This window comes from Pseudoalteromonas simplex, from assembly GCF_015278155.1.
Classification (GTDB): Bacteria; Pseudomonadota; Gammaproteobacteria; order Enterobacterales; family Alteromonadaceae; genus Pseudoalteromonas; species Pseudoalteromonas simplex.
This window is the reverse complement of the sequence record NZ_JADILN010000009.1, coordinates 59,594-76,004: the sequence shown is the minus strand read 5'-3', so window position 1 is coordinate 76,004 and position 16,411 is coordinate 59,594. Positions and strand designations below refer to the sequence as shown.

The window sequence follows — 16,411 nt, the reverse complement described above, 5'->3', positions numbered from 1 at the left end:
CACAGTATCCGAGTAATTTAGTCAAGTATAGTCCGTTTTATGATCTCTATTTCTGAATCTGCACAATCTCATTTTGCTAAACTTTTAGCAGACCAAGCTGAACAAACAAACATTCGTGTGTTTGTAGTAAACCCAGGTACTTCGCAGGCTGAGTGTGGTGTATCTTACTGCCCAGAAGACGCCGTTGAAGCGACTGATATTCGTCTACCATTCAATGGTTTTGATGCCGTTGTTGATGCAGAAAGCGCCCCTTTCTTAGAAGAAGCTGAAATCGATTTTGTAACTGACAAAATGGGTACTCAGTTAACGCTTAAAGCACCAAACGCAAAAGCACGCAAACTTAGCGATGATGCGTCACTACAAGAGCGTGTTCAACACATGCTTGAAACCGAAGTTAATCCACAGCTCGCAAACCACGGCGGTCAAGTAAGCCTAGTAGAAATTACAGCTGACGGTATCGCGGTACTGCAATTTGGCGGTGGCTGTAACGGTTGTTCAATGATTGACGTCACACTTAAAGAAGGCATCGAGAAAGAAATGATCGCCAAGTTTGACGAAATCAACGGTGTAAGAGACATTACTGATCACCAATCTGGTGAGCACTCTTACTACTAACCGGTATCTAAAGCATGCTTAAAAAATGGGTATTTCGCTTAGGTAGCGATCCCAAATTAAGCTTAAAACGCTTTCTTCGCGGCCTAGCACTGTTTGTGCTAGCCGTGATTTTTATTGCCATAGGTTATTATGGGCCCGCACTATTTCAATTAATTGGCCTAGTCATACTCGCAGTGGCTTTATTCTTTGCTGGTTGGGGCTATTTAGGTATTTTTGCCAACCGCTTCGCGCAAGTTTTAGAGCGCTCTTCACCCAAAAATCACGACCCTGATTTGTGGAAGTAATTTAATCTAATAATTGCTGATTATTGACAATTTTACGGTAGCGAAACCACAGCGTTAACCCGCGCATCAGCATAAAGCTGGTCATCGCAAACCATAAACCATGATTTTGCCAGCTACTCACTAACCAAAACAGTCCAAAAAAGCCCACTAAAGCACTAAATAGCATAGTATTACGCATATCTTTAGCACGGGTTAAACCAACAAATATGCCATCAAATAAGAAGCAGCCCATCGCCGCGATAGGCAATATAATCACCCAAGGAAGGTAAACCGTTGCAAGACTGATAACTTCGGGCACATCGGTAAGTAAGCGAATAATTGCCTCACCAAATAATAAAAATATAAGGCTATAAAACAGCGCAAATAACCCGCCCCAAAATAAGCTCAAATTAACCCATAACTTAATCTGCTTAGCGCTGTGCTCACCTTTCGCTTTACCGACCTTAGCTTCACTCGCATAAGCAATACCATCAAGCGCAAAGCTCACCAACATTAAAAAGTTTAGCAATACGGCATTAGCCGCTAAAGTTGTTTCGCCGATCCGTGCGCCATAAAAAGTCATAAAACTAAAACACAGCTGGAGTGCTAGTGAGCGAATAAAAATATCGCGATTTAAGCTCACCAAATCAAGTAACTTAGCAACACTTAACCAGGCTTTCACGGCAAGGTTGACACCTTGCTTTTTGGCGAGCTGAGCAACTAACATAAGTGCAAAAGCAAGGGCGATATAATCAGCAATTAAAGACGCCCACGCAGCTCCAGCCACACCCCAATCAAGAAACACCACAAAATATATATCAAGCACGATATTGGTAATATTGGTGATTAGTAATAAATAAAAAGGCCCGCGGCCATAATGGACACCTAGCATCCAACCAAGTAAAACCAAATTACATAAAGCAGCGGGCGCACTAAAAATACGAATAGAAAAATAGCTATTTGCTTGTTCTAAAACAGCTTCATTAGCATTTGATAAATATGCCATTAAGGATTGAATAGGTATACTCAGCGCTATTAATAACAGCGCAACCGCTGTTGCTAGTAACAAGCTGCGCTTTAATAGCTCAGCGAGCAAGGTATGATCGCTTTTACCATAAGCTTGGGCAACCAAACCTGTGGTACTCATGCGCAAAAAGCCTGCTAGCCAAAATAATAACGAGATAACTGCTGAGCCCAGCGCTATACCAGCCAAATAGTGAGCGCTTCCTAAGTGGCCGATTACAGCAGTATCAACTAAACCTAACATTGGCACGGTAATATTTGATAAAATCATCGGACCGGCTAATAACAGTAAACTTTTATGGTGTGCCTTATGACGTTTAAGAAAATGTTTCATGTAGTATTTGCAGTCCTGTTAGGTTTATCTTTGCGCGCCCATGGTGCAGTCATTCTACAGTATCACCACGTCAGTGAAAGCCTTCCTGCGGTCACCAGTGTCAGTAGCGAAACATTCACTGAACATATGCAATATTTAAAAGATAATAACTTTAACGTTATTCCATTAGATGAACTCATTACCTCATTACAAACAGGCCAACCGCTAACAGATAAAACCGTCGCGATTACCTTCGACGATGGCTACAAAAATAACTATGAAGAAGCAGCGCCCATCTTAGAAAAATTTGGCTATCCGTACACTATTTTCGTCAATCCCGAGCTAATTGATGAAGGCAAAAGCTATGTAATGACTTGGCAGCAGTTAAAGGAGCTATCGAAAAAAGGTGCCTTAATTAGCAACCATACGCAAATTCATAATTACTTACATCGCAAACAACCAGGCGAGAGTGAAGAAGCATGGCTTGCACGTACTAAAAAAGACATTTTATCTGCCCAGCAGCGAATTAAAGAAGAAATTGGCCATGATTATAAATACCTCGCTTACCCTTATGGCGAGTTTAATAATTCATTGCAACAACTAGTAAAATCGCTAGGCTTTGTTGGTATAGGTCAGCATTCGGGTGCTGTTGGTATCCATTCTGACTTTACCCGATTACCACGTTTTCCAGCATCGGGCTTTTATTCAAAGCTTGAAACACTTGCCACTAAACTCGACTCTCAAGCATTCACTATCAAACAGCTCACCTACTCAGATAGTGTGACAGACGAAAACCCACCTAGTTTAACGATGCAATTTGATATGCAGGACTTTCATAAAAGCCAGTTTGCTTGTTATGTATCAGGTATTGGTCAAGCTGATTTAACCTGGCTTAGTAAAGATACGGTGAAGATCACATCACCTGAAAAACTGAAAAAAGGCCGTTCTCGCTTTAACTGCACGGCCCCTTCTATCGCGAAGAAAGGCAGCTATTATTGGTTCTCTCAACCTTGGGTTATTGTACCTTAACTGCTTGTTTTAGCATTTGCGCTGTGACTTTATCAAGGCGAACCACTTCATTAGCCGCATTGAGTTCGACTGCGGCTTTTGGCATGCCCCATACCACTGACGATAATTCATCTTGCGCGATGGTGTAAGCTCCTGCTTGATTTAATGCGAGCATGCCTTTTGCGCCATCGCTGCCCATACCGGTCAATAACGCAGCCACAACCGCTTTAGGGCAAGCCACAACCAAGGAGTTAAATAGCACATCAACCGCTGGGCGATGGCGATTAACCAACTCATTAGTATCAAGCTGGCAGTATAGGCCGCCTGCTTTTTTCACTACACTTAAATGCTGATCGCCTGGCGCAATGTACGCCCAACCTGACTGTAACTTATCGCCATGTTCAGCCTCCTTAACACTAATTTTGCAGGTTCTATCCATGCGCATCGCAAACGAAGTACTAAAAACCGGTGGAATATGCTGTGTAATCACTATCGGTGGACAGTTTTCTGGCATGCGCACAAGCACTTCTTTAATTGCTTCTGTTCCACCTGTTGAAGCACCAATTGCAAGTACACTATTGGGCTTAAATTGCAGTGCTGTTAAGGCGCTATCGTCTTCAATTTTTGTTTCTTTAAATGCACGTATTCTTGCACCTGCGGCTGTGCGTACTTTTTGATGAAGTAAATGTGCATATCGCTGCAAGTTTTCTGTTACATTGATAGTTGGTTTAGCAATAAAATCAACAGCACCAATTTCGAGGGCTTCCAGTGTAATGGGTGAGCCTTTTTGAGTCAGTGTTGAAATCATCACAACTGGCATAGGACGAAGGCGCATCAAGTTTTTTAAAAAGCTTAATCCATCCATTTTCGGCATTTCGATATCCAGCGTTAAGACATCAGGATTGAGGCGCTTAATTAAATCTCGGGCTTGATAAGGATCTTCTGCCGCGCCAACAACTTGAATGTCTTCTGCTTGCTCGAGTACTTCCTTGAGTAAACCACGGATCAAAGCAGAATCATCAACTATGAGTACTTTGATCATTTGCTCTCCTAAAATAATTCAATATCCGTTTCTGCATCTTGCTGTTCGATATCGTGTAGGTATTTGATTTCACGTTTTTCGAGCTTATCTGAATGCAGTTCACGCATTTTTTTTACTTGGGCTTTACCTGTTTGAGGATCAAACATCACCTTTCGGGGCCAAGGCCCACCGACATCATGAGATACTAAATCTAAACCTTCCTCAAGTATATAAGCATTTGCAAAACGAATGTTGCCAACACCAATATCAGTCATTGAGCGGATTATTTTACCGCCGCCAAACAGTTTTACTTTGAGATTGCGCCTAGAAGCACCGTTTTTAAGGATTTCATTGATCAGATATTCCATTGCCCAGTTACCGTAACGACAATTAAGACTATGAGCATTACTAGGATCGACTCCTTTTTCTACAGGCAACATAAAGTGATTCATGCCGCCAATTCCTAGGCCTTCATCATAAATACATGCTGCAATACATGAACCAAGCACTGTCGTGATCAATTCATCAGTTTTAGAGACATAAAACTCGCCAGGTAATACCTTAGCAATTACCTTCCCACGACGATTATCCCAAAACCGTTTCACATGCTCAAAGCCAGATATAACAGGCCGGAAGTGACTATTCATGATCCGCCCCTTTGGTAAATAGTCTGGCCTAAGTTTTTAAATTCCTTATGATCCTTCCCTAATGTCTCTGAATGCCCTAAAAATAAGTAGCCAGTGTTAGTCAGTAAGTCGTGATAGCGTTTAAAAAGTTCGTCTTTGGTTGGCTTATCGAAATAGATAACAACATTACGACAAAAAATCACATCAAACGGTCCTTTCATAGGCCAGCTCTGTAATAAGTTTAGACGCTTAAAAAAAATGTTCTTTTGTAGTTCGGGCTTTACTTTATAAAGTTCTCCATCGTGGCTTTTCAAAAACCAGCGCTTAAGATGGCTTTTGTCTAGTCCATTCACATTTGCTGCGGTATAGGTGCCAGCCTGCGCTTTTGCGAGTACATTTGAGTCTAAATCGGTGGCTAAAATTTTCACATCCCAATCGGGTGGAAATAAACCATGCAATGTCATAGCAATCGTATAAGGCTCTTCGCCAGTGGAACAGCCAGCTGACCAGACCCTTACCCGCTTTTGTTTTGCATTACCAACCAATAGTTTTGGCACTATAGTATTTTTCAGGTAATTAAAGTGATGGGGCTCACGAAAAAAAGAAGTCAGATTAGTGGTTATAGCATTAATAAATTCACTGAACTCTTGCTCTTTATTCTCATCAAGAAAACCTAAGTACTCCCTAAAACTCTTTAGCTTGTGATGGCGGATACGTCTTGCTAAACGCGAGTAAACCATTTCACGTTTATGCTCCGCCAATACAATGCCACACGCATCGTACACCTGAGAAGAAATAGCCTTGAAATCATTATCCGTTAATAAAAACTCTTTCATGTGTTTGACCCTGCAGCTGTAACAGTCGGTGCAATTAACTTATTAGAATAAAGTCGGGAAGAGTTTAAAACTCTTCCCACTCGTCACTGGGATCAACAAAATTGTTGCCCTTTGGTGCCGAGCGCACTGTCGAACTAGGCTGTTTAACTGCTGGCGCTGAACTAGCGCTGTTTGAAATATCAACTTCGTTATTTGATAACGAGAAGAAGTTTAACAAGCGGCGCATATCATTTGCTTGTTCAGCCATTGATTCGCCCGCAGCTGATGCTTCTTCAACTAAAGCTGCATTTTGTTGAGTCATTTCATCCATTTGAGCGATGGCTTTATTAACTTGCTCAATGCCAGAGCTTTGCTCTTCTGATGCTTGAGCAATATCAGAGATCATTGCCGTAACTCTTTGTACTGCAGTTACTATTTCTTGCAATGTTGAACCTGATTCATTAACAAGTAATGTACCATCTTCAACTTTGCCAACACTGTCTCGGATTAATTCTTTGATTTCTTTTGCTGCGGCGGCTGAACGCTGTGCTAAGTTACGGACCTCACCAGCAACAACAGCGAAACCTCGGCCTTGCTCACCTGCTCGTGCAGCTTCGACTGCAGCATTCAACGCAAGTAGGTTTGTTTGGAAAGCTATTTCATCAATCACACTAATGATGTCAGCAATTTTCTTACTCGATTCATTAATTGCCGACATGCTGGTTACGGCGCGATTGACAACTTCACCACCTTTTTGCGCTTTTGTACGCGTTTCTTCCGCAAGTTCATTCACTTCTTTTGCATTATCAGCATTTTGACGAACCGTACTGGTCATTTCTTCCATGCTTGATGCTGTTTCTTCAAGTGATGAAGCTTGCTCTTCAGTCCGTTGACTTAAATCTGCATTACCTTGTGAAATTTCTTCTGCACCACTGGCAACGAGCGTTGCAGAGGTATTAATGCGATTAATCACTTCAGTAAGCTTATCAGCTGTGGCATTTGCATCACGTTTTAACTTATCGAATGAACCTTGGTACTCTTGTTCTATTCGTTTTGATAAATCACCATTTGCCATGGCATCAAGCATATTGCCCGTGTCTTTTACTGCATCATCGACGATACTAACTAGGCTATTCAAGCCCTGCGCTAGACGTAAGAAGAATCCTTGTTTGCCCGCTTCTTCAACACGCGCTTCTAAATCACCATTCCCGGCAGCAGCAACAAGGCCTGCAATTTCTTTTTCAATCGCCACTTCAGCCGTTCTATCTTCCCACTCTACAACCGTACCAATTCGTTCGTTTTCTGGCGTAAAGATAGGGTTTGCAACTAATCCAAATGTTCGACCACCAACATATATTTCAGTGCTATATGTGCTACTCAGCTTCGCCAGCATATTACGCTGATGTGCTGGGTTTTTATGGAACACATCAATATTTTGACCAATGAGGTTACTACTGTTGAAATTAGGTAAGTCTTTACGTAAATCACTTTCAGCTGCTTTCATCATATTTAAAACAGCTTCGTTCATGTAAATAATATTATTGCCGGCGTCTGCAATCATGGTATTGGTTGCCACACGGTCTAACGCGCGTCGAACACGAAGATTCTCTTCTGCTTCACGTTTTTCAGCTTCCGCTTTTGCCACGCTATCAGTGATATCTTGCCATTCAACAATTGTTCCTAGACGACTTCCAGATACACTGAGCCACGGCGTTGCTATTAAACTAAATATTAAATCCGCAATTTTAAGCGTTGTTTTAAAAGGCTCGGTCAAGGTTCTTAGTACTTCACGCTGATGAGATGGTTGCTTATGAAAGTCATCAACACAGGTGCCAACTATGCTATCAACCGAGAAGTTTGGCAGCACCTCTTTTAAAGCTTCTTCACGAAACTTAAGCATTTTTTGTACTTGGTCGTTAACAAAAATAATTTCTAGGTCATTATTAGCAATCATCACATTGGCTTGGCAGACCCGAAGCGCGTTTGACAGATCTGCATCACGCTTAGATTTTTTTTCTAGCTCTTTTTGCGCTGTAATATCACTGGCAAACTTAATAACTTTAACGACATTGCCATTACTATCAATAATTGGGTTATAGGTAGCTTGAATCCAAATTTCTTTACCATTTTTGGCAAACCGTTTGAATTCATCAGACATAAATTCACCTGTGCGCAAGCGCTGCCAGAACTGTTGGTATTCAGGACTTTGAGTTTCTTGGTCATCAACAAAAATTGCGTGATGTTGCCCTTGAATTTCTTCAAGTCGGTAACCCATGGCATTCAAAAAATTAGCATTCGCAGTGATTATGTTTCCACTTGGTTCGAACTCAATAACTGCCAGCGATTTGTTCAGTGCTGCAACAACTAAATCATTATTTGACTCAACGTTTTTAGGACTACTAAACCATCCCATACCCTTCACCTTCTTGTTAATCTACCCAATTAAATGCCCATTGTTTTTTGTAGGTCTAGTAACGCGACCATCTTTTCACCCACATTGACTAAACCCGCAACAAATTGAGTGTTGTCTGAGTCAGACAAGTGCGGCACCGCTTTCGCTTCATGCTCTGCAATGCTATAGACATCCGACACGGCATCAACCACGATACCCATAATTTTACATGTGCTCTCTAGTTTAACTTTCAGTACAATAACGACAGTTAACGGTCCATAAGTGACAGCGGGCAAGCCAAAGCGCAGCCGTAAATCAATAATAGGAACTATAGTGCCGCGCAAATTTATAACGCCTTTAACAAAGTCAGGTGAGTTTGGAATTTCAGTAATTTCTTCCCAACTACGAATTTCCTGTACCGTAAGAATATCTACACCGTACTCTTCATCAGCCATGAAAAAGGTTAAAAACTGTTTAATATCTTCGTCTTGCCCGATATTCAGCTTACTTTGTAGGTCATCGTGCTCAACAATCATGACGCCTCCAAATTAGCTTTTGATTCAATAATTAACTCTTGGCTTCCTGGCTTCCTTAAGCCTGACAATTTAATTAAGCCGCTGATATCTATAATTAAAGATACTCTGCCATCTCCTAAAATTGTCGCTCCTGATACACCATCAACTTTTTGATAATTCGCCTCTAAACTTTTAATAACCACTTGTTGCTGTGATAATAAATCATCAACCAACAAACCAACTTTTTGATTATCGCTCTCAACAACAACCAACAAAGTTCTATCAAGCGTTTCTATCGCACCTTTGTGATTAAAAATATTGTAAAGCCTTAAAATTGGGATGTACTCATCTCTCAAACGAAGTACATCTAAATCTTTACCGACGCGACTGACTTTGCTGATATCAATTTGTAGTGACTCAATAATAGAAATGAGTGGAATAATGTATGTATGCTGGGCAACTTTAACCAATTGACCATCCAAAATAGCTAGAGTAAGAGGTAACCGGATGGTGAAGGTTGAACCGACACCTGGCGCTGAAGCCACCTCAACCGAGCCACTGAGCGCTTCGATATTACGCCTAACCACGTCCATACCAACACCGCGGCCAGATAAGTCACTCACTTGATCCGCTGTCGAAAAGCCAGGTAAAAAGATAAGCTCATTAATTTCGTTATCGTTTAAATCGTCACTTTCAGAGATCAAGCCATTTTTTATCGCCTTTTCTCTGATCTTTTGCGTGTTGAGCCCCTGACCATCATCCATAATTTCGATAACAATATTACCGCCTTGATGAAATGCATTAAGCGTCACAGTGCCAACTGGGTCTTTGCCCGCAGCAACACGCTTATCAACTGTCTCTAAGCCATGATCTAAGGAGTTTCTCACTAGGTGCACCATAGGATCAGAAAGCTTCTCCATCACCGTTTTGTCTAGTTCTGTTTGTTCACCAAGCAATTTAAGCTCAACTTGTTTATCCAACTTTTGCGAGATATCACGAACTAACCGAGGGAAGCGACTAAATACAAAGCTTATTGGTAACATACGAATACGCATGACATTTTCTTGTAAGTCACGAGTATTATGTGCCAGTTGCGCTAAGCCCTCTTGTAACGAGGCGATGGTTGCTTCGGTTATTTCTTGCTCACCTAACTGGCTTAACATCGCTTGAGTAATAACTAACTCACCCACCATGTTGATCAATGAATCAACTTTGTCGATACCAACCCTGATTGAGGTTGACTCTGCATTGGCTGTGGTCGCTTTAACGGGTACTGGTTTTTTCGTATCAGTAGTTGGTTTAACTGGAATAGGCTCGACTTCTTTCTTTTGTTCGACAACTGCTGTAGCCGTTTCAGTCGTTGTAATTTCTTCATCACCAAACAAGCCACCGCACAATGTGATAGCAATGTCAGCGTCATCCTCAACCCACTCAAAAATTTCTTCTATGCAACTTTGCTCTTTGTCTGTGGTTAAGAAAAAACGCCATGATAAGAAACAGTCTTCGGGGGCAAGGTTAGTAATATCGGGGACATCATCTTGAAAGGCTTGTGTTTCTAGCTCACCCAACTCAGCAAGTTCACTGATCATGTACAATGGTTCATTGCCAGTTTTAAATAAATGATGATGGGGTTTGAAGTCAATTTGAAAGGTATTTTTTATGTTAGTTTCGTTACTAACTGCCTGCTGCTGAACAACTTTGCTCTTAGAGCGCATGCCCAGAATTTCTTCAAATTTAACCCGTAACTCATCAGCCTCTGTTAAGTCTGGCTGCTGCTCCGCTTGCAATGTTCTTAACAACGCTCTTAAGCAATCAACCGACTTGAGAAGGAGATTAACGTGTTCTGCGGTTAAGGTACGAGAGCCTTCACGGATTTGATCTAACAAAGTCTCAAGTACATGAGTAAAGTCAGCAACGGCGCTGAAACCAAAGGTACCACTGCCTCCTTTTATTGAGTGTGCAGCACGGAAAATTGTATTTATCGTTTCCAAGTCTTCTTCGCCTGGCACCAAGTTCAATAACTCGGCTTCCATTGCATCAAGACCTTCGAAGCTTTCTTCAAAGAAAACCTCAAAAAATTGGCTTAGATCTATACTCATGCCCCGCTCCTATTATTAGCGAATCACTTTTTTCAATACCGCTAACAATTGCTCAGGATTAAATGGTTTAACAATCCACCCTGTTGCTCCAGCAGCTTTACCTTCTGTTTTTTTATCAAGCCCTGACTCTGTGGTCAGCATTAGTAGTGGTGTAAATTTATAATTCGGTAAGCTACGCAGCTCGCGAATAAGAGTAATGCCATCCATGACAGGCATATTCACATCAGAAATAACCGCATCAAAACCTTGTTGCTTAGCGATATTTAGTGCTTCGCTACCATCTTTTGCTTCTGTTACATCGAAGCCTGCTTTTTTTAGTGTAAAGCTGACCATTTGGCGCATTGATGCAGAATCATCGACAGCTAGAATTCTCTTCATAAAAACCTCTTAATTGGTATTTTCAAGCACAAGATAATGGCTTAAACCCAAACTAGTAATTGCTTGTTGCAAAGGCTTGCTTTCACCAACCCATATGATTTTGTGTTGTACTGAAAGCAAATGTTTTTGCAGCGCACATAAAAGCTGAATTGACGCCGTATCAGCTCGTGTCACTTCACTAATATCAAGACAAATATCGTCATTCGCAGACAATTCTTGTAGCAAATCTTGATGGAGTGTTTCGACCTGAGTAATGGCTAATTCAATAGGGAGCTTTAACATTATTTGAATCTTCCCTGCTTAAAACAATTCATAATAAAAGCTTAGACTGACTAAACGAAATTGCCATAAATTGCTTTAAAAAATAGTAAATTTTTTTAGTAGCTTAGCGAGTTATGGCAAAAAATGTATTTACTATTGTTAGCTAATATCGCAAGGCAAATGCTTTATTCTGCATAATAGTCTGCTATTAACTTAAACTCCTCCGTTAACTTGCTAGCATCTACTAATGGCACATTACCTTGCTTAAATTGTGGTTTGAAAATAGCTCTAACAGAGCCTGTAGGATCAACTAAAACAACTGATGCACTATGATCAACTGCGTATTCTTGCTGATCGCTATCGTTAATTGCGTAAATTAAGCCTAACTCTCTTACAAATGGAAAAAGTTGTTTATGCGGACCTGAAACAGCAAGAAAGTTAGGATTAAAGTAATCAATATAAGCTTTACGCTTTTCAGTTGTGTCACGCTTTGGATCAACAGCAACAAACCATACTTGTACTTTGTAATCTTGACTTAACTGTTTTTGAATCGCGGTTAGTTTTGCCAGTGTCATTGGACAAATATCTGGGCAACTGGTGTAACCTAGAAAGACCAAATTCCAATGATCCATAAATTGGCTGTTATTTGCAGGCGCACCATGTTGATCAGTTAATGAAAAAGGACTAATCGGTTTCGCTTGCTCATAAACCAGCGCTTCCACCTCAGGGACGCTATTATTTTTTTCACATCCAGCAATAAATAACACCAAGCCCATAAATAATAAAGCGACTATTCGCGTCATAAAACTAACCATTTATCAATAAATAAGACAATAAAGAGTAGCATTAAATGCACAATTGAAAAACGAAATAAGTCCATTGCAGTATCATCTTTAGGTGCTATTTTCAGCTTCAGCGCCTTATAAATGAAAACAGCATTTAGTATGCTCGCCCCAAGCAAATAAATTAGCCCTGACATACCAATTAAGTAAGGCAGTACACACACTAACGCGAGTAAAATGCTGTAAGCCACTACACATGTTTTACAAAATTCAATACCGTGAGTAACTGGCAGCATCGGAATTTTTGCCCGCTCGTAATCACTTTTACGTGCAATCGCTAATGCCCAAAAATGTGGTGGGGTCCAGGTAAATATAATCATCACCAATAACCATGGTGCAGCAGCCATATGGCCAGTTTCAGATACCCATCCTAACAGCGGTGGCATAGCTCCAGCCAAACCACCAATAACAATATTTTGCGGTGTGGCACGCTTTAAAAATGAAGTGTAAATAAAGGCATAGCCAACAAGCGCAAACAAAGTAAGAATGGCTGTAAGTGTATTCGCCCAAATCACAAGCATCATAAAACCTATTACGCCAATCACTCCAGCAAAGCTCAAAGCGTGCTGTTTACTGAGTCGACCTTTTGCCACAGGGCGATGGCGCGTACGTGCCATTTTACTGTCGATTTCACTATCAACAACATGATTGATCACAGCAGCTGCGGCCGACAGCAAGCCAATGCCTAGCAAGCTTGCGAGTTGCACAAATACTCCTCGCCCAACATCAGGAGCTAATGCCAGACCAACCCATGCTGTGAGTACAAGCATGGCAACCACTTTAAATTTACTTATAGCTAAGTAATCTTTAAGTAACTCTGAGCTTTGAATAAATAATGATTTTTCTGAGCTTAGTAATAATGCCATCACAGCCTCCTAGGTTCTTATTTTTAAGTGGAAGCATAGTCTTACCATGCTAAGCAGTAACAATGCGGCCATTAGGTTGTGCGCAAGCGCAACACTTAATGGAAAGTGCCAGTGCACAACAGCTAGACCTAAACAGATTTGGCACAACAAAGCGATTAATACAGTGACGGTACAGTGCTTAATTTTTCGTGAGTAACAGCGTGAATATATGCGCCACATGATCAGCGCTAACACTACACAAGTAACCAGCGCCCAAATACGATGCAGCAAATGAATAGACATACGCGCTTGCTGCGATAGCACACCATATTCATAGGTACTGTGCTCGAGCGGTAATTGAAAAACGCTCTTCAAAGAAAACGGTTGTCCGTAGCTACACAGCGGTAAGCCATTGCAATGTGGAGCTGCATAATTCGCCGCAAGCCAGCCACCCAATGCAATTTGCAGTATAAGCACCACCAAGCCCACCAGCGCTAACCGGTAATATGGCTTTGCGCCGCTATCACTGCTAGCAACAGGTTCGGTCTTTAAACGTAGATACAATAAAAACAGCAACGACAAAATACTAAAACCGCCGAGCAAATGCCCCATTACAACTAAAGGTTGTAGGTTCATAGTGACAGTCCACATGCCCAATACGGCTTGGAATACCACCAGTAATAATAGTGCTAATGGCAGCTTAACCGGCATATTTGGATATTGACGTTTTAAAAATGCAAAAACAAACAAAGCTAAAATTAATAGGCCAAGGGCACCGGCAAAATAGCGGTGGATCATTTCTTTCCATGCTTTTGCAGCCTCAAACATCATATCAGGGTAGTTTTGCTCAACATGTAACAGAGCAGTTTCATGTTTTGGCACGGTTAAAAATCCATAGCACCCAGGCCAGTCAGGACAGCCAAGCCCAGCATCACTCAGCCGTGTATAAGCACCAAGCCCAACAACTAAGATAGAGAAGAAAACCGTAATTAAGACTAAATATTTATAATTTTTATACATCTTTATCCCCTTAATGAGGTTTAACTTGAACGCGCATAGTTAAGTAGTTTCTTTAAGTCTTTAAGTAAGCCTTTTTGAATCAGTCTGTTTTGTTCTGGCTCAGCCGTGTAGGGGTAATGCAAAACCACTAAGCCCATGTGATCAACTAAATATAGGTCTCCCGCTTTGAGTGCAGGACTTACTGCTAATTGACGCCAATTTGCCGATACCTGCTGTTGATTTGTCAGTACCGCCACATCCACTTTTTGCTGATTTTTACCTAAAGCGACATATAGGTTATCTAGACTGGCTAATTGGCTTGCACAAACATCAGTGCACTCTTTTGGATAATTAAGCGCAATAGTCCATTGTTTAGGTTCGCCTTGTTGCCAATCAACTAGCTTCACTTCTTCACTTAAAAGCTCACCATGATTACTCGAACCACTCGGTAACCACTCAAGCTTTAATGCTGCATATGCAAGTGCCAACGGCACAAAACAGCATAAAACGAATAAACTAAGCGGGTTTATTTTCATAACCTCTCCTTCTCATCGCAAAATAAGCAATAACAACACACGCTAAGCCGATTAATAACCACTGCACGGCATAGGCGTAATGTTTATCTGGCCCCATCACGACACTCTGGTAATGCGGGGTTGCAATACCATCTGCTTCATTACGATAACCAATAAAGTCTTGTAAGGGCTTTGCTAATTGAGTACTAAAAATTGTTAAATCGATGCCTTGAATACGCTTAGGCCAGCCTTGTTCTGCACCAATCTCATCGGCGAGTGTGAAGCCTTGTAAGTTGCCTTGTTTCAATTGCACTGTGGCCGAAAACCTTGTTGATTCTGGCCACTTAACGGTTGGTAACTGGTTGCGGTTTACAGGAGCTTTTAACCAACCAAAGTTAACGATTATAGGCGCGGTTTCACCGGTAATTGTCATCGCTACTAGTAAGTCATAGCCCACTTGCCCCTGATAAATTTGATTATCAAGCAGCCAGTATTGTTGTTTATTTACCTCGCCAGAGACCTTGACTTGCAAGCCCGTTTTGTTCAGCTCTTTAGGTAAATTTTGCAGCTCTTGCCAATTCAAAACTCCTTGCTCTTTCGAAACGGCTAACTGGCTTAGTTGCTGCTGTTTTTGCTCGCCTCGCTGGTATTGCCAAACGCTGAGTCGTAAACAAATAAGCACTGCAAGTATCACAACGCAAATTGCGATAATTGAGCTAAGCTTTTGTTTACGCCATAAAATTAACTGCATTTGGAATACCTAATATGATCAAAATCATTATTGTTTTGTTATTACTTTATATTCTGTTCAACCTGTTTAGAGCGCTGTTTGTGATGATGTCAGCAAAAGAGCACTCTAAACCCATGTCGCATTATTTAGGTCGTCGAGTGCTGTTCTCAGGTATTGTGCTGGTGCTCATCATTGCCGCAATGAAATTAGGCTTTATTCACACCAACCCGTCGCCGCTTCACAAAGCTACAGCACGTACACAAATACAAATAAACACAACCACACCACATCAACAAAGTGCCAATACCAAGCAGCTGCTTGAAAGGCAAAATGCTTTTCACTCGTGAAGTGGCCTTTAAAAATTCTGAGCAGCACCACAAATAAAATAATGGTTCCAAGTGTCACGTGCATACCGTGAAAGCCCGTTAACAAGAAAAAGGTATTCCCATAAACGCCCGCATCTAAGGTCAAACCTAGATCTTGATAAGCATGCATATACTCATAAACTTGTAAGCCAAGGAAAATCACACCTAATAGCACGGTTAAAGATAAAAACACCTTCAGGGCGCCGCGCTTGTTGTTTTCAATAGCAACATGAGCAAAGTGAATTGTGACCGACGAGGTAAGTAGAATAAGCGTGTTGATCAATGGTAGACCTTGCCAGCCCATAGCCTGTGTGGTCTCGCCCGCTGGCGTAGTTAATAGCGGCCATACGGCTTCAAAGGTTGGCCAGAGCAATTCATTGGTCATAGCGTTATTACCAGCGCCACCGAGCCAAGGCACCGAAATCATACGTGCGTAAAAAAGAGCGCCAAAAAACGCCATAAAGAACATAACTTCAGAGAATATGAACCAGCTCATACCTTGTCTGAAGGAGCGGTCCATTTGTGCTGAGTAAAGCCCTTTATGAGACTCTTCAATAACGTTTCTAAACCAGCTAAAAACCATATAAACTAATATGGCAATGCCTAGATACAACACATACTGGCCACTACTGCCCTCACCACTTACTTGCATCACAGTTAAACCAGCACCAACAGCAATTAAAAACATCGCGATGGCACCAACTATTGGCCAAGGACTCTCGGCTGGAACATAGTATTTTTCATAATTTTGATTCATTTTGTTTGCTCCCAATTAGCAATTAGCTT

General features: G+C 41.4%; 19 protein-coding genes. 4 read left to right on the top strand and 15 right to left on the bottom strand.

The genetic code is table 11. The features are described 5' to 3' along the window. The first annotated feature begins 39 nt into the window (after positions 1-39). Positions 40-615: a Fe-S biogenesis protein NfuA gene (nfuA, locus tag IRQ78_RS15850; RefSeq protein ID WP_054554437.1), complete on the top strand. Its 576-nt coding sequence runs from the start codon at positions 40-42 to the stop codon at positions 613-615. Between the two features lie 14 nt (positions 616-629). Beyond that, entirely contained in the window at positions 630-899 is a 270-nt protein-coding gene (locus IRQ78_RS15845) for a hypothetical protein (RefSeq protein WP_054554438.1), read from the top strand. Position 900: 1 nt separating this feature from the next. Here the strand turns inward: IRQ78_RS15845 and dinF are convergent, their stop codons facing one another. Then, positions 901-2,235: an MATE family efflux transporter DinF gene (gene dinF / locus IRQ78_RS15840; RefSeq protein ID WP_194442660.1), complete on the bottom strand. Its 1,335-nt coding sequence runs from the start codon at positions 2,233-2,235 to the stop codon at positions 901-903. On the opposite strand from dinF, the gene IRQ78_RS15835 reads away from it, so the two are divergent. Beyond that, entirely contained in the window at positions 2,212-3,243 is a 1,032-nt protein-coding gene (locus IRQ78_RS15835) for a polysaccharide deacetylase family protein (RefSeq protein WP_228290611.1), read from the top strand. The genes dinF and IRQ78_RS15835 overlap by 24 nt on opposite strands. On the opposite strand, the gene IRQ78_RS15830 is transcribed toward IRQ78_RS15835, so the two are convergent. The 13 genes from IRQ78_RS15830 to IRQ78_RS15770 form a co-directional block, all read right to left on the bottom strand. Beyond that, the gene (locus IRQ78_RS15830; protein ID WP_138601017.1) at positions 3,230-4,264 is read right to left on the bottom strand and encodes a protein-glutamate methylesterase/protein-glutamine glutaminase; all 1,035 of its coding nucleotides are present in this window, start codon (positions 4,262-4,264) and stop codon (positions 3,230-3,232) included. The two genes, IRQ78_RS15835 and IRQ78_RS15830, sit on opposite strands and share 14 nt — an antisense overlap. Positions 4,265-4,272: 8 nt before the next feature. Further along, on the bottom strand, positions 4,273-4,890 hold the full coding sequence (cheD, locus tag IRQ78_RS15825; protein ID WP_054554441.1) for a chemoreceptor glutamine deamidase CheD: 618 nt from the start codon (positions 4,888-4,890) through the stop codon (positions 4,273-4,275). After that, positions 4,887-5,705, bottom strand: a complete 819-nt coding sequence (locus tag IRQ78_RS15820; RefSeq protein ID WP_054554442.1) for a CheR family methyltransferase — start codon at positions 5,703-5,705, stop codon at positions 4,887-4,889. Before IRQ78_RS15820 ends, cheD begins: the two co-directional genes overlap by 4 nt. A gap of 64 nt (positions 5,706-5,769) precedes the next feature. Further along, the gene (locus IRQ78_RS15815) at positions 5,770-8,097 is read right to left on the bottom strand and encodes a methyl-accepting chemotaxis protein (RefSeq protein WP_194442659.1); all 2,328 of its coding nucleotides are present in this window, start codon (positions 8,095-8,097) and stop codon (positions 5,770-5,772) included. 29 nt (positions 8,098-8,126) lie between these two features. Next, positions 8,127-8,612: a chemotaxis protein CheW gene (locus tag IRQ78_RS15810; protein ID WP_194442658.1), complete on the bottom strand. Its 486-nt coding sequence runs from the start codon at positions 8,610-8,612 to the stop codon at positions 8,127-8,129. Continuing rightward, positions 8,609-10,690: a chemotaxis protein CheA gene (locus IRQ78_RS15805; protein ID WP_138601013.1), complete on the bottom strand. Its 2,082-nt coding sequence runs from the start codon at positions 10,688-10,690 to the stop codon at positions 8,609-8,611. The genes IRQ78_RS15810 and IRQ78_RS15805 overlap by 4 nt, the downstream gene beginning before the upstream one ends. 15 nt (positions 10,691-10,705) lie before the next feature. Beyond that, on the bottom strand, positions 10,706-11,068 hold the full coding sequence (locus IRQ78_RS15800; protein WP_054554446.1) for a response regulator: 363 nt from the start codon (positions 11,066-11,068) through the stop codon (positions 10,706-10,708). Between the two features lie 9 nt (positions 11,069-11,077). Further along, entirely contained in the window at positions 11,078-11,350 is a 273-nt protein-coding gene (locus IRQ78_RS15795; protein WP_194442657.1) for an STAS domain-containing protein, read from the bottom strand. 164 nt (positions 11,351-11,514) lie between these two features. Further along, positions 11,515-12,132, bottom strand: a complete 618-nt coding sequence (locus tag IRQ78_RS15790; protein ID WP_194442656.1) for an SCO family protein — start codon at positions 12,130-12,132, stop codon at positions 11,515-11,517. Then, the gene (gene cyoE, locus IRQ78_RS15785; protein ID WP_054554449.1) at positions 12,129-13,037 is read right to left on the bottom strand and encodes a heme o synthase; all 909 of its coding nucleotides are present in this window, start codon (positions 13,035-13,037) and stop codon (positions 12,129-12,131) included. The genes IRQ78_RS15790 and cyoE overlap by 4 nt, the downstream gene beginning before the upstream one ends. Before the next feature lie 9 nt (positions 13,038-13,046). Then, positions 13,047-14,036, bottom strand: coding sequence for a COX15/CtaA family protein (locus IRQ78_RS15780; protein WP_054554450.1), 990 nt, complete (start codon positions 14,034-14,036; stop codon positions 13,047-13,049). Between the two features lie 20 nt (positions 14,037-14,056). Continuing rightward, positions 14,057-14,551 carry a hypothetical protein gene (locus IRQ78_RS15775; protein WP_054554451.1) on the bottom strand — a complete coding sequence of 165 codons (495 nt, stop codon included), beginning with the start codon at positions 14,549-14,551 and terminating at the stop codon, positions 14,057-14,059. Next, complete coding sequence (locus IRQ78_RS15770; protein ID WP_194442655.1) at positions 14,532-15,281, bottom strand: SURF1 family protein; 750 nt, start codon at positions 15,279-15,281, stop codon at positions 14,532-14,534. Before IRQ78_RS15770 ends, IRQ78_RS15775 begins: the two co-directional genes overlap by 20 nt. A 14-nt stretch (positions 15,282-15,295) precedes the next feature. On the opposite strand from IRQ78_RS15770, the gene IRQ78_RS20845 reads away from it, so the two are divergent. Next, positions 15,296-15,607: a DUF2909 domain-containing protein gene (locus IRQ78_RS20845; RefSeq protein WP_082389325.1), complete on the top strand. Its 312-nt coding sequence runs from the start codon at positions 15,296-15,298 to the stop codon at positions 15,605-15,607. On the opposite strand, the gene IRQ78_RS15760 is transcribed toward IRQ78_RS20845, so the two are convergent. Next, entirely contained in the window at positions 15,507-16,382 is an 876-nt protein-coding gene (locus IRQ78_RS15760; RefSeq protein ID WP_194442654.1) for a cytochrome c oxidase subunit 3, read from the bottom strand. The genes IRQ78_RS20845 and IRQ78_RS15760 overlap by 101 nt on opposite strands. Between the last annotated feature and the right edge of the window lie 29 nt (positions 16,383-16,411).